General features: G+C 53.7%; 11 protein-coding genes and 1 tRNA gene. 6 read left to right on the top strand and 6 right to left on the bottom strand.

What is annotated here, in order from left to right:
- Positions 1-28: 28 nt before the first annotated feature.
- From ACLD1Y_RS02860 to ACLD1Y_RS02850, 3 genes are all read left to right on the top strand, one after another.
- Positions 29-3,772, top strand: coding sequence for an EAL domain-containing protein (locus tag ACLD1Y_RS02860; protein WP_429475254.1), 3,744 nt, complete (start codon positions 29-31; stop codon positions 3,770-3,772).
- Between the two features lie 15 nt (positions 3,773-3,787).
- A tRNA-Ile gene (locus ACLD1Y_RS02855) sits at positions 3,788-3,864 on the top strand.
- A 423-nt stretch (positions 3,865-4,287) separates the two neighbouring features.
- Positions 4,288-5,079: an FkbM family methyltransferase gene (locus ACLD1Y_RS02850; protein WP_429475252.1), complete on the top strand. Its 792-nt coding sequence runs from the start codon at positions 4,288-4,290 to the stop codon at positions 5,077-5,079.
- Positions 5,080-5,281: 202 nt separating this feature from the next.
- Here ACLD1Y_RS02850 and ACLD1Y_RS02845 read toward each other — a convergent pair whose 3' ends face one another.
- From ACLD1Y_RS02845 to ACLD1Y_RS02820, 6 genes are all read right to left on the bottom strand, one after another.
- A complete protein-coding gene (locus ACLD1Y_RS02845) occupies positions 5,282-6,112 on the bottom strand; it encodes a class I SAM-dependent methyltransferase (protein WP_429475250.1) in 831 nt (276 codons plus the stop codon).
- A gap of 134 nt (positions 6,113-6,246) precedes the next feature.
- Positions 6,247-7,620 carry a flippase gene (locus ACLD1Y_RS02840; RefSeq protein ID WP_429475248.1) on the bottom strand — a complete coding sequence of 458 codons (1,374 nt, stop codon included), beginning with the start codon at positions 7,618-7,620 and terminating at the stop codon, positions 6,247-6,249.
- Between the two features lie 13 nt (positions 7,621-7,633).
- Entirely contained in the window at positions 7,634-8,584 is a 951-nt protein-coding gene (locus tag ACLD1Y_RS02835; RefSeq protein ID WP_429475246.1) for a hypothetical protein, read from the bottom strand.
- Positions 8,581-9,444 (bottom strand): NAD-dependent epimerase/dehydratase family protein, encoded by an 864-nt coding sequence (locus tag ACLD1Y_RS02830; RefSeq protein WP_429475244.1) that lies wholly within the window; start codon positions 9,442-9,444, stop codon positions 8,581-8,583. Before ACLD1Y_RS02830 ends, ACLD1Y_RS02835 begins: the two co-directional genes overlap by 4 nt.
- 11 nt (positions 9,445-9,455) lie before the next feature.
- Positions 9,456-10,622 carry a nucleotide sugar dehydrogenase gene (locus ACLD1Y_RS02825; protein WP_429475242.1) on the bottom strand — a complete coding sequence of 389 codons (1,167 nt, stop codon included), beginning with the start codon at positions 10,620-10,622 and terminating at the stop codon, positions 9,456-9,458.
- 291 nt (positions 10,623-10,913) lie between these two features.
- Positions 10,914-11,339, bottom strand: coding sequence for a VOC family protein (locus ACLD1Y_RS02820; RefSeq protein ID WP_429475240.1), 426 nt, complete (start codon positions 11,337-11,339; stop codon positions 10,914-10,916).
- A 113-nt stretch (positions 11,340-11,452) separates the two neighbouring features.
- On the opposite strand from ACLD1Y_RS02820, the gene ACLD1Y_RS02815 reads away from it, so the two are divergent.
- The 3 genes from ACLD1Y_RS02815 to ACLD1Y_RS02805 all read left to right on the top strand — a co-directional run bounded on the left by ACLD1Y_RS02815 (position 11,453) and on the right by ACLD1Y_RS02805 (position 14,643).
- The gene (locus ACLD1Y_RS02815; protein WP_429475238.1) at positions 11,453-12,322 is read left to right on the top strand and encodes a LysR family transcriptional regulator; all 870 of its coding nucleotides are present in this window, start codon (positions 11,453-11,455) and stop codon (positions 12,320-12,322) included.
- A 36-nt stretch (positions 12,323-12,358) separates the two neighbouring features.
- A complete protein-coding gene (locus ACLD1Y_RS02810) occupies positions 12,359-12,805 on the top strand; it encodes an Lrp/AsnC family transcriptional regulator (protein WP_429475236.1) in 447 nt (148 codons plus the stop codon).
- 146 nt (positions 12,806-12,951) lie between these two features.
- Positions 12,952-14,643 (top strand): flavin monoamine oxidase family protein, encoded by a 1,692-nt coding sequence (locus ACLD1Y_RS02805; RefSeq protein ID WP_429475234.1) that lies wholly within the window; start codon positions 12,952-12,954, stop codon positions 14,641-14,643.
- The last annotated feature ends 7 nt before the right edge of the window (positions 14,644-14,650 follow it).

Here is a 14,650-nt window from a genome sequence, read left to right as displayed (position 1 = left end):
CCATTCCCCGTGCCATAACGAGACCGTTATGCCCAGATTGCCGACTGTGTTGCTGCTGTCGCTGCTGACCTGGACCGCAACGGCTGGCGCGTTGACTCTTAGCGATGATGAGCGTGGCTGGCTGGCGGACCATCAGGAGCTGCGGCTGGGGGTGGACGCCTCATGGCCACCTTTCGAATACCGCGATGAAAATGGCCGCTATCAAGGCCTGGCCGCAGACTACGTGCGCCTGATCCAAGATCGCCTGGGTGTGCGGATCAAACTGATCGAACCGGTGAGCTGGAGCGCTGTGCTCGAACAGGCCAAAAACAACCAGCTCGACCTGCTGCCTGGCGTCATGTCCACCCCCGAACGCCAAGGGTACATGGCATTTACGCGCCCTTACCTGGACTTCCCCATCGTGATCCTTGCCCACGAGGGCGGCGCGCAACCCCATGACCTCAAGGACCTCTACGGGCTAAAAATCGCCGTGGTGGAGAATTACGCCCCCCATGAACTGCTACGCACCCACCATCCCGACCTCAACCTGGTGGCCATGCCCAATGTCAGCTCGACGTTGCAAGCGCTGGCCACCGACGAAGTAGACGCCGTGGTGGGCGACCTGGCGTCTAGCGTCTGGAGCCTGCGCCAGCTCAAGCTGGACGGGCTGTACGTGAGTGGCGAAACACCCTACCGCTACCAATTGGCGATGGGCGTCCCTCGCGACAACAAAATGCTGGTGGGCATCCTGGATAAAGTCCTTGCCGACCTCAGCCCGGACGAAACCGACGCCATTCAACAACATTGGGTGGGCAGCATCACCGACCACCGCGCCTTTTGGACCGACCTGCTGACCTACGGCCTGCCAGCGGTATTGTTGTTGAGCACCGTATTGGCGATCGTTATTCGGATCAATCGTCGTCTCAGCTCGGAAATTTCCCGCAGGGTTGCCCTGGAGCAGGAACTGCGCAGCAGCGAATACCACTATCGCGGTTTGGTGGAGAGCTTGTCCGCCATCGCCTGGGAATCCAGCATCACCGACTTCACCTATAGCTACGTCTCACCCCACGCCGAGGAGTTGCTGGGTTATCCCCGCGCCCATTGGCTGATCCCCGGGTTCTGGCGCAACATCATCCACCCCGCTGACCTCACGCGTACCGAAGCCTACTGCTACCGCGAAACCCGCGCCAATCGCGACCACAGTGTCGACTACCGGGTAATCACCGCCGACGGCCGCTGCTTGTGGGTGCGCGATATCGTCAGCCTGATCGAACACGGTCATGAGCCAGTACTGCGCGGCCTGATGATCGACATCAGCGAAGCCAAGCGCACTGAGGAAGCCCTGCAACTGTCCGAGCAAAAGTTCGCCTCGGTGTTCCAGCAGTGTCCGGACATCTTGGTGATTGCCCGGTTGTCCGATGGCTGCCTGTTGGAGGTCAACAAGGCGTTTGAGGACCAGGTTGGCCTGCGTGCCGAAGAGGTGGTCGGCAAAACGGGCACTGAGTTGAATATCTGGGGCGTGGAGGGGATCGGCCCGGACCTGCTTCAGCGCGTACAGACGTCCAGTATCCGCAACCTGGAGATGCCCTTTCTACGCAGCAATGGCCAAGCCTTTACCGGGCTGATCTCCGCAGAACCGTTCCAGCTCGACACGATTGAAGCCATCGTGGTGGTGGTACGTGATATCTCCCAACTCAAGGAAACCCAGCAACAACTGCAAACCTCCGAAGAGAAGTTCGCCAAGGCCTTCCATGCCTCCCCGGACGGTTTGCTGCTGAGCCGCCAGCGTGATGGCTTGTTGATAGAAGTGAATGATGGCTTCAGCCGCATTACCGGCTTCACCAGTGCCACATCTATCGATCAATCGGCCCTGGACCTGGGTATTTGGGTCGACCTCAACGAACGCAAGCACATGCTGGAGCTGATGCAGCGCGACGGTTTTGTTCGCGACTTTATCTGCCATATCCGGCGCAGCGATGGGCAAATTCGCCTGTGCGAGCTGTCCAGCCGCCCACTGCCCATTGGCGATGAAGACTGCATGCTCACCATCGCCCGAGACATCACCGAGCGCCAGTTGATGCAGGAAAAACTGCAACAGGCCGCCACCGTGTTCGAGAGCACCGCCGAAGGCGTGCTGATCACCGACACCCGGCAGAACATCAGCGCCGTGAATCGCGCGTTCAGCGAAATCACCGGCTACAGCGAAGCTGAAGCCCTGGGCCATACACCGCGCCTGCTGGCCTCCGGCTTGCACGACAGCGCCTTCTACGCGGCCATGTGGCATCAGTTGACGGCCCAAGGGCACTGGCAGGGCGAGATCTCCAACCGCCGCAAGAACGGCGAGCTTTACCCCAGTTGGCTGACCATCAGCGCCGTGCGCAACCGTGAGCAACTGATCACCCACTTCGTCGCCGTGTTTGCCGACATCTCCAGCCTCAAGCTGGCCCAGGCCCGCCTCGACTACCAAGCACACCACGACCCGTTGACCGGCCTGCCCAACCGCACCCTGTTCGAAAGCCGGCTGCAGGCAGCCCTCAATGGACATCAGGAAACCGGCAAACAGGGCGCCGTGCTGTTTCTCGACCTCGACCGCTTCAAGCACATCAACGACAGCCTCGGCCATCCGATTGGCGACCTGCTGCTCAAAGACATCGCCGTGCGCCTCAAGGACCAACTGCGCGACATCGACACCGTAGCCCGCCTGGGCGGCGACGAATTCATCATCCTGCTGCCCGGCCTGCAACACGCCAGCGACGCCGAAAACCTGGCGAACAAACTGCTGGCCTGCTTCACCCCGCCGTTCCAGGCCGGTGAACACGAGTTCTTTATCAGCGCCAGCATCGGTACCAGCCTGTATCCCCAAGACGGCACCGACGTCGCCACACTGGTCAAGAACGCCGACGCCGCGATGTACCGATCCAAAGCCAAGGGCCGCAACCGGGTCGAAAGCTATACCCGCGACCTTACCGCCCAGGCCAACGAGCGCGTGGCGTTGGAACACGAACTGCGCCGCGCGATAGAGCGCGATGAACTGAGCCTGTGCTACCAGCCAAAATTGAGCCTGATCACCCACGAACTGATCGGTGCAGAAGCGCTGATCCGCTGGCGTCACCCGACCTTCGGCGACGTTCCGCCCGAGCATTTCATCGCTCTGGCCGAAGAGAACGGCATGATCCTGCAGATCGGCGACTGGGTGCTGGAACAGGCCTGCCGACAAATGCACGCCTGGCAAAGCACCTTCGATGACTTCGGCACACTCTCAGTCAACCTCGCCGGCGCGCAACTACGCCACCCGAACCTACTGGCACGCATCGAACAACTACTGCGTGACTACCACCTGGAACCCGACCGTCTGCAATTGGAGATCACTGAAAACTTCATCATGAGCCAGGCCGAAGAAGCGCTGGAGGTGCTGCACCAACTCAAGCGCCTGGGCGTGCAACTGGCGATTGACGACTTCGGCACCGGTTACTCCTCCCTCAGCTACCTCAAGCGCCTGCCATTGGACTTCCTCAAGATCGACCAATCCTTCGTGCGCGGCCTGCCCGACGACCCCCACGACGCCGCCATCGTGCGCGCCATCATCGCCCTGGGCCACAGCATGCAATTCACCATCATCGCCGAAGGCGTGGAGAACCCGGCCCAACAAACCTTCCTTGCCGCAGAGGGCTGCGAACAGATGCAGGGCTACATCGTCAGCCTCCCCCTGCCGCCGGAGCTTTTTGCTGCTACCTTCCTTCGTATGCATGCTGAGGATTTTTCGGATAGCACAGCGGAGAAACCATCGCTATAATCCGCGACCAGTTAAGGGCCTATAGCTCAGTTGGTCAGAGCAGAGGACTCATAATCCTTTGGTCCACGGTTCAAGTCCGTGTGGGCCCACCAAACAAAAAAGCCGCGCATTGCGCGGCTTTTGTGTTTTCCCATAAAGATCATTGCCCCCAGTGCAAGAAGTCGGCGATTTTCGATAGGCCTGACGGCCGGGGGCAGCGGTTCAAGGCGACTTTCGCAAGGAGGTTTTCGATAGCATCGCAGCCCTAGGTGTTGCTTAGTGGCCGTGGTCGCTGGACGAACGGAAATCCAAGTTTTTCTTATACAAAAACCTTTGCGGGTGGAGTAGTCTGCGTGCTTGGTAATCTTGTAGTTATAGAGCCCGTGGTTTGTTTGGTGTCGCATTCGTGGCGGTCTCTTCTGAGTTCGTCGCCGCTGTGAAAACAAATATTTTCTTTGCTCAAAGGGTTTTTAAATTGTAGATTTCCTCTGTATTTTTTATAGAACGTTTAAATTATTCGTTAGGAGTCTTAAGTAATGACGGATGTATTGGTCGCAATTTATCGATGGGCATTCGGCAGGCTGTTTTTTAGAAGACTTAATAACCTTCTGCATCGGTGTAGCTTGGCAGGGCTAGGGATTTTGAATTATAAAAACCCTAAGATCAGCGGTGAATACTCGTTTTTAAGAAAATACATATCACCTAAAACTAGTCCGGTAGTTATTGATGTTGGCGCTAATACCGGAGGGTACGCAAAACTTCTACGCTCTCTAAACTCATCTGCAATCATTCATGCTTTTGAACCTCATCCAAAAACGTTTTCTGTTTTGCTTAAGGAGTTTGGTGACACAGAAGGTATTTATTTGAATAATTCAGCGGTTGGTCACGAGCCAGGCGTGCTGACACTTTATGATTACAGTGCGAATGATGGTTCTGAGCACGCTTCCCTGTACAAGGAAGTTATTGAGTCAATTCACAAATCTGATGCTATCGAACACCGCGTGCCAGTAGTTACAGTTTCGGAATACTGTAATTTAGCTGCCATTGATCGCATTGATTTACTCAAGATAGATACAGAGGGCCACGAGCTCGCCGTCATTTTGGGAGCGGCCGAAATTATTAATGAGCGACGAATTCAGGCAATTCACTTTGAATTTAACGAGATGAATGTTATCAGTCGTACGTATCTTCGTGACTTTATCAACGCCCTGCCGAATTATAAATTGTATCGACTACTACCCGGTGGAATGTTGTCGTTAATGGGGTGCTCTGCTCTTCATTCGGAAATTTTTGCCTATCAAAATATTGTTGCATTACTCGATGAATAAATAAATGGGTTACGGCCGTCCTGTGAGAGTGCCTCGATCCAACCATGAAGAGTCATCTATCAATGCAGTTAATTCTTCAGATAAGCCTTAAAAGCTCTTATAGCAACTAAAAATTAAAAACCAAGCCCTGCGCGTGCAGGGCTTTTGGAAGACATCATCTACCCTGAGTTTTGACTTCAACTCGAAATCGCCAGAGACACGCCTAGCGCGGGTTGTTCTTCAATCGTTCAATTTGAAGCGCATGATCTTTCGCCACTCCATGTGCAGGCAGCAACCCCATCAATACTTTTAATATCCGACAAATACGTGTTTTCAAAAGACACTTGGCCAATGTCTTTTTAAAGACGCTAGCGTCATTCCTGATAAACAAAATGAAGCCACCACTGTTGAGCACTACGTAATTGTACTTCTCAGCTAAAACTTGCAACGATTGCTTGCTGTAGAAAAAAACATGCTGCCCCGAATCAGGCACCAAATACCACCAATCTTCTAACTGATTCGTATAAAGTTCGGTACTCAACAAAATGATGTTCGATTGATATTTAAAAAGCATTTCCATATCACTCGCTGGCGATGCGAAATGCTCCATCACCTCAAACCCCAAGACTATGTCCGGCGTAGTGTAGTCCGGCACCGTAAAACCTTGTGCATAAGCAGGTGAAGCGTACTTATCGTTGACGTAGCAATTTATTTCATAATCGCGCAGCAGCCGACAGAGCAATCCATCCCCCCCGCCGACATCCATCGCATTTTTTGCGCCAAACAATTTGGCAATAGCATATACAGCCGCCATATTATGCATATTGCGCTGCGCGGCGCCGGTATCAAGACTCGATAAATTTTTGTTGCTATATGCCTCATCCAGCCAATAAGGTCTTTCGGTCTGCAGCGAACCACACCTATCACACTGATAATATTTTACATCATACTTCTGCAGAATAACTTGACTGAATTTTTTTTCTAACGGCCCAAAACACAACCGGCATTTACCCTCTGCATCATCGAAGACAATAGGAGCTATATGATCAGACATTTATTCATTTACCTCGAGCGCACACCAAGCAACAACCTTCAGGACTATCGCACAACAATTGATGCTAATAAAAGCAACTCCATTGTTGCAAACCGCTCCAATAGACTCCCAGCATCCTCCCGCCCCCAAAACCATCATCTTGCGAGCCTCTGAACCAAAGCACTTATCCAACCAGCGAAAAAAACAGATGATATCTGTAACTTTAAAACACGAGGCGCAATAAATAAGTTTGCTAACATCACAGCAACAAACTGGGAAAGAACGGCTACCCAAGCCACTCCAACCAAACCAAATCGAGGTATGACTAGAAAGTTACCGAGCACACAGACTGCCCCGCCCGCCAATGTTTTATATAAAAAAAACTTAGCTTTTCGCTCATTTAGCGACCAAAGCCATTGAGCAACGCCCAAGCTTATAAATATACTTGTAAGAGAGTAAACCGCGAGCACTGCCGCCCCAGCTTGGTATTTATCACCAAATAACAAACCAACGACATAATCAGCTAGCAAAATAGTCACTAACGACGACAACCAGCCTATTAAAGCAAACCCCTGAAAAATATAATCCAGTGCTGCCCAATAAGCCTCTTCCCCCTCCGCTTTTTTTCGCGCGACAAAGGGCGCCAAACTGGTTGCCAGCGTCACCGGTATAATTTGCCCAAGCACTGCCAAGGGCAACACGGCTGCATAGATACCCAACGCGCTCTCACCGATCATCTCCTTAATCATTATTTGATCTATACGCATGTAAGCGATTACAGAAATCCCGCTCAACATGAACGGCCAGCCTTCTTTTAGCAACGCTCTGCATGTGGCGCTTGCGGCTACCCACCGTTCCTTGCAAGGGTATAACTTATAAGAAAGAATCAAACCGGTGGCCGCCGCCAAAGCATCAAACGCCATCACTGCTGCAAAGTACGCAAGCGGCGCATCGCTAAAAATCAGCACTATTTTGATGCCATTCGAAATAACGTAGGCAGTCAATTTGGCCAGTACCGTCCGCTTGACCTGGCTCTGACTTTGAAACCAGAGGTCAACTGTATCGGCAGCCTGAAAAACCAGTGCACCACCCGCCAACGCCGTTAGCACAACGCTTCGACTGTCGACGCCATTGATCAGCGCCATACCTGCGATAGCTGATAACCAACAGATGATGCCCGAGGCCAACCTTAGAAAGAGGGTACTTCCCAGTAACGTGTTGGCACTGTTAGGCATATTGCTTATATCACGAACGACAACACCATCCAGTCCTAACGTCGCGACCACTTGAAAAAAGGCGATATAAGCTAGTGCATAGGCTAACTCACCATACTGACTCGGACCTAGGTACCGGGCCACCCAGGCCCCCACCAACAGGCCGAGCAACAACCGAATCAACTTATCCAACAACAACCAACCGCTGTTATTGATAATTGATATAACGTGCGCACGCCCTTCAAAATGGCGTCCAACAAATCGAGGAAGCGCTTTAAGCCACAGAGGGCCTTCCGGGCCTGGCAACACGCTCATGTCACTATTTCGCTCATGATTTAAACCTGAAATAGCGCTTTACCTTGTTAAGCACTCGCTCCAGAAGGCTCCGCTGAGAGAACTCTACACGATCGTAATACTCATTAAGCCGTACGGTCTCTTTGTCATGATCGTCGTGACTCAAGGGCAAAGGTATTTCAAATCGAGGCAAGTTAGCATCATTCGAGTTCCCATCATGAGTATGAGTGGCACCTTCACCGAAACCAATATTCGTGATCAGATTGACTCGCGGCACAATGCACTTGGCGGAATTTTTCAGCAGCAGGAATACAAACTGAAAATCCCAAGTATCAATCTCTTTTTTATACATCTTGTCAAAGGCGAGCGACCAGAATTTTCTTGTCGCATTACGCGAACTGACGCCAGAGATGACTCGTTCCTTCACCAGCGGCCAGTCGGACAACTCAGGATCATACTGTTTCCAGACACGCGCCCAACTCGCCCACCCCCAAATAAATGGATATTTCACAAAGGAATAGTCGTTATCTATCTTTACATTCTGCGTCGCTCGTCCGTCACCGCTAATCAGAAAAACAGTCTCATCTTCCTTATATTTTTCTAGCAATGTTTCACAATAGCCAAAAAAACTTTGGCTGGGCAAGCAATCATCCTCAAGAATGATCCCTTGCTCTTCTTGATCAAAAAACCAAGTAATCGCACCGCTGACTGCGTATTTACAGCCCAAGTTTTTCTCACGAAAAAGTGTTTTAACTTCACAGGGCCAATCAACAGCACCCACGAGGTATTCGCGTAGCTCCTTTACTGTCTCAGCTTCAGCGTCACGTCCCGCCCTTGCGCCATCAGCTGCGATATAAAGCCTCGCAGGTTTGGCTTGACGGATCGCTGCAAATACTTCTTTGCTAGAGTCGATTCGGTTGAAAACCAAAAATAATACCGCTGTATCCAAAACGGTAGCCGCAGGAAGATCGGTAGCGTCCATCATTTAAGCAGGCTCTCTTTAAAGGCTTTGATGTGCTCAGCCAGTGAGATACTCGGACGCCAACCCAGTGCGTGGGTCTTGGCCGTCATTACGTCGGCAACCATTCGATTACCTTTGCGCTCCGGCAGCATGACAATATTATCGCCAAACAATTGAGCCACCTCCAAAATGCTGAAGGTCTCCGGGTTGCCGATTCCATATTCATCGCCGTAGCCGTTCTCACCCACGAGCACAAGCCCGCTCACGATATCGTCGACATGCGTAAAGTTTCGTTTTTGCGCGCCGGGGCTTACCACCGTCAGCGCCTCACCGTTTTTGAGTTTTTCTTTAAATAAGGCAATCAGGGTCGCATACTTGCCTGTTGAAATCTCACGTGGCCCGTAAGCGTTATAAAAATAAACAATCGCGTAGGGAATGTTGAACCAGGCCCCGTAGTTTTCAACCAACTCAGTATTGCTGGCCTTGGTCCAGCCATAAGGGCTTTGGCTTCTCCCAAGCCCACCATCACCAAATTTTGTGCTGCTCCCCGCGTAAATCAGCTTGGCGCCAGTCGCCCGACAAAACTGCAGAACCGCGAAGGTACCATCTTTATTAGACGCCCACACTTTCTCAATATCATCAAAGCTTTGTTCAACACGAGAATATTCACCCAAGTGGTAAATAAAATCCGGGGAAAAATTAATAAGCTGAGCGACATCGCGTGTATTGCCTTTGATATAAAACACACCCGACACATGATTATCTTCTGATCCGGTTGAGTAATCATCCAATGACCAAACTTCATTATTCGGATTCTGCGCCAGCTTTTCGCACAGCGTACTTCCGATAAAACCCGCACCACCAGTAACCAGTATTTTACTCATGGTTTCCACCATTAATTATTATGAAATACATCTCGAGTGTAAACTTTCTCAAGCACGTCATTCAATTCGTCAGCCATGCGATTTGCAATAATGATATCTGCTCGCTCTTTGAATTCGGAAATATTTATAGTGGTTGCAAACCCATCATAGGTACCGCCTGCCCACTCCGGCTCATAGATGATAATGTCAACGCCTTGCGCCGCGAGCATCGACATCACACCTTGGATAGCGGAGGCTCTGAAATTATCCGAACCCGTCTTCATTGTCAGGCGATACACGCCGACCACCTTGGGACGACGCTTCATGACCGCCGCGACAACAAACTCCATCCGAGTGGTGTTTGAGGCTACTGTGGCAGTGATTAGCTGCTGGTGATCATCGCCAAAATTCGCCAATAATTGGCGTGTATCTTTGGGCAGGCAGTACCCTCCGTAGCCAAACGAGGGATTGTTGTAATGACCGCCAATACGAGGGTCCAGACAAACACCTTCAATCACTTGCCGCGCCGTCAAGCCATGAATCTCGCAATACGTGTCTAGCTCATTAAAGAACGCCACTCGCATCGCCAAATGGGTATTGGAAAACAACTTGATCGCTTCGGCTTCTACGCTTCCCGTAAACAGAACATCAATGTTTTCCTTGCGTGCCCCCTGAACCAACAGCCCCGCGAATATTTTCGCTGGCGTAGACTGCTCGCCGATAATGATCCGCGATGGATGAAGGTTGTCATGCAGCGCACTCCCTTCTCGTAAAAACTCTGGCGAAAAAATCAGGCGGGAAGTGCCCAGTCTACTTTTGAGTTTTTCCGTGTAGCCGACGGGCACGGTTGATTTGATGATAATCACCGCTTGCGGATTAATCTTCAGCACATCAACAACAGCGGACTCTACCGAAGCCGTATCAAAGCAGTTTGTATCAGGGTTATAGTCTGTCGGGGTCGCTACGACAACAAAGTCGGCATACTTGTAGGCCTGCTGCTTGTCCAAGGTCGCCACTAGATTTAAGTATTTGCTGCGTAAAAATTCTTCGACATCCTTATCTACTATTGGCGACTTTCCAGCATTAACCAACGCCACCTTTTCTTCATTTATATCTAACGCAACTACTTCATTGTGCTGGGCCAACAGTATTGCATTGGACAAACCAACATATCCCAACCCCGCAACAGCGATCTTCATAGACCCTCTACCTGTCCGATCCACAGAGAACAAGAAAATACTAATTGCCCAGCATATCCAAATATTCGACTCAGCGACAGCTTTGGCTGGCGCGGGCGTTAGCACGCAGACATGGACTACCAAAGACCATCACTGCGCACTTTGTGCTCGCTAAGGCAGGCCAGGACAGCCCGCTCAAGAGGAAGGTGGCCCCATAGGGCTCTCAAAACGAATCAGGTTGAGCCAGGTAGACCCACCCGCAATTTTGGGATGACTTAACATCGCCCAATTGCTCACACATGACCTAAAACGTTACTTCGCAAACAACTGCCCAATATCCCTGAATGCCTTGAACTCCAGCGCATTCCCACACGGATCAAACAGAAACAACGTCGCCTGCTCCCCCACCTGGCCCTGGAACCGTATATGCGGCTCCAGCACAAACTTCGTATCCCGCGCTTGCAGGCGTTCGGCCAGGGCGTGCCAATCATCCCAGCTCAGTACTACGCCAAAATGCGGCACGGGCACGTCGTGGCCGTCAACAGCATTGGTGTGGGCCGAGTCCTGGGACGCAGTTTTCGGGTGTTCGTGGATCACTAACTGGTGGCCGAAAAAATTGAAGTCGACCCAATGGTCGCTGGAGCGGCCCTCTTCCAGGCCGAAGACTTCACCGTAGAAGTGCCGCGCCGCGGCCAGGTCGTATACCGGGATTGCCAGGTGGAAAGGCGCAAGGGTCATCAGGTCAAACCTCTAGGGGCATTTAAGTGCGTTGAGTTTAGCCTTGCCCTCTTTGATGAAAAGACGATAGTTTTTGCGCCGAGCTCAAATTATTTCGATCAATCGAGACGCCCATGCTGCGGGAATTGAAGACCTTTATCGCGGTAACCCGCTACGGCACCTTTGCAGCGGCAGGGATGCATATCGGGCTGACGCAGTCGGCGGTGAGTGCGCAGATACGCCAGTTGGAACAGGCGCTGGGCGTGCCGTTGTTCGACCGCACCGGGCGCCAGGCCACGCTGAATGCGGCTGGCCAACGCGCGCTGCCGCTGGCCAAGGAGATTTTGGAGACCTTCAACTGCATGGCCGTGCCGGTGGAGGCCAATGAATACCGTGGCGAGCTAAAGGTCGGCGCCATCGGCACCGCACAAACCGGCCTGTTGCCCCAAGCCTTGCTGCGCTTACGCCAGGCAGCGCCGGCGGTGGAGTGCAAACTGGTGCCGGGGGTGTCGCTGGAGCTGTTGAGCCAGGTGGACGCCGGGGAGCTGGACTCGGCGATCATCATCCGCCCGCCCTTTGACCTGCCCAAGGAGCTGCACGTGCAGGTCCTGCGCAATGAGCCGTTTGTGCTGATCGTGCCGCACGCACTGGCCGGGGATGACCCGCTACAGCTACTCGGTACTCAACCCCATGTGCGTTATGACCGTGCGTCATTCGGCGGCCGTTTGGTGAGCCGGTTCCTGCGCGAGCACAAGCTTGATGTGCAGGTTGCGCTGGAGTTGGACGAACTGGAAGCCATCGTCAAGATGGTCGAGTGTGGCCTGGGCGTGTCGCTGATCCCCCAGGCAGGCCTGTGGCTTGAACACGCGGCCAAGGTACGAATTATCCCGCTTGGCACGCTGACTTTTTACCGCGAGATCATCCTGCTCAGTCGCTACAGCCAGCGCCAGTTGCCGGTGCCGCAGTTGTTCGCCCGCTGCCTGTTGGCCGATACAAGCCTGTAACATGCCAGCCCATTGTCGCCTGTACCGGAGCTTCCCTTGCCCGCCTTAGATGAAATCGACCGCCAACTGATCGCCGCCTTGCAGCTCAACGCCCGTGAAAGCATCGCCATGCTCGCCCGGCAGTTGGGCATTGCGCGCACCACGGTGACGTCGCGCCTGGCACGCCTGGAGAAAACCCAGGTGATCACCGGTTACGGTGTGCGCCTTGGTCAACGTGTCGTTGACGGCGGCTTGCAGGCCTACGTGGGGATCACCGTGCAAGCCCGTTCGGGCAAGGAAGTGCTGCGCAGGCTCAGTGCGATGGCCCAGGTCCAGCAACTGTGCGCGGTCAGCGGCGAGTTCGATTACGTGGCCTGGCTGCGCACCGATTCGCCGGAACAGTTGGACCAATTGCTGGACCAGATCGGCAGCGTCGACGGGGTGGAAAAAACCACCACTTCGATCATCCTCAGTAACAAATTGGATCGCGGCCAGCCAGTCTGACCACTGACCTCGTCACTTTGACCAAAAACAATTCAATCCGACGACACTTTGCGTCTTATTAACGAACGCTACGCTCCCTAAACTGGCTGCCATCTTTTCCTATACTCAGCGGGTCGTGCCCCGCCGAGTTGCCAGCCAGGTCAGCCATGAACCCATCCAAGAAAAACAATCGCCACCCTGCAGACGGTAAAAAACCCATCACCGTCTTTGGCCCGGACTTCCCGTTTGCCTTTGATGACTGGATCGAGCACCCGGCCGGCCTTGGCAGCATTCCTGCCGGCCAGTATGGCGCCGAAGTGGCGATTGTCGGCGCCGGGATCGCCGGTTTGGTGGCCGCCTATGAGTTGATGAAACTAGGCCTGAAACCGGTGGTATACGAAGCCTCGAAGATGGGCGGCCGCCTGCGCTCCCAGGCATTTGAAGGCGCCGAAGGCATCATCGCCGAACTGGGGGGCATGCGCTTTCCGGTGTCGTCCACAGCGTTTTATCACTACGTCGACAAGCTCGGCCTGCAAACCAAACCGTTCCCCAACCCGCTCACCCCGGCCTCCGGCAGTACGGTGATCGACCTCGAAGGCCAGACCCACTACGCACAAAAACTCTCCGACTTGCCGGTACTGTTCCAGGAAGTGGCTGACGCCTGGGCCGACGCCCTGGAAGCCGGTTCGCAGTTCGGTGATATCCAGCAGGCCATCCGCGACCGCGACGTGCCACGCCTCAAGGAGCTGTGGAATAAGCTCGTACCGTTGTGGGACGACCGCACCTTCTACGACTTTGTCGCCACTTCCAAGGCGTTCGCCAAATTATCGTTCCTGCACCGCGAAGTGTTCGGCCAGGTCGGTTTCGGTACCGGCGGCTGGGACTCGGACTTTCCTAACTCCATGCTGGAAATCTTCCGCGTGGTGATGACCAACTGCGACGACCACCAGCACCTGGTGGTCGGTGGCGTAGCACAGGTGCCCATGGGCATCTGGCGTCATGTACCAGAACGCTGCGCCCACTGGCCAGAAGGCACCAGTCTCAGTTCGTTGCACCGTGGTGCGCCACGGGCCGGGGTGAAACGCATCGCCCACGCCGCCGACGGACGCTTTACCGTTACCGACAACTACGGCGACACCCGCGAATACGCCGCCGTGCTCACCACTTGCCAGAGCTGGCTGCTGACCACCCAGATCGAATGCGATGAAACCCTCTTCTCGCAAAAGATGTGGATGGCCCTGGACCGCACGCGCTACATGCAATCGTCGAAAACTTTTGTGATGGTCGACCGCCCGTTCTGGAAGGACAAAGACCCGCAAACCGGCCGCGACCTGATGAGCATGACCCTCACCGACCGCCTGACCCGTGGCACGTACCTGTTCGATAACGGCGACGACAAGCCGGGCGTGATCTGCCTCTCGTATTCGTGGATGAGCGATGCGCTGAAAATGCTCCCGCAGCCGATCGACAAGCGCGTCAAGCTGGCGCTGGATGCGCTGAAAAAGATCTACCCGAACGTCGACATCAAGGCGCGTATCATCGGCGACCCGATCACTGTTTCGTGGGAAGCTGACCCGCACTTCCTCGGGGCGTTCAAAGGCGCGCTGCCGGGTCACTATCGCTACAACCAGCGTATGTATGCGCACTTCATGCAGAAAGACATGCCCGCCGAACAGCGTGGGATTTTTATCGCCGGTGACGATGTTTCCTGGACCCCGGCATGGGTAGAAGGCGCAGTGCAGACCTCGTTGAATGCGGTGTGGGGCATCATGACCCACTTCGGTGGCAGCACTCACCCAGAGAACCCAGGCCCTGGTGATGTGTTTGATGAAATCGGCCCCATCGCCCTGGCCGAGTAAGGAGTTG

It is taken from the genome of Pseudomonas sp. 18175 (assembly GCF_050432925.1).
GTDB lineage: Bacteria > Pseudomonadota > Gammaproteobacteria > Pseudomonadales > Pseudomonadaceae > Aquipseudomonas.
This window is presented reverse-complemented; position numbering and strand designations above follow the sequence as displayed.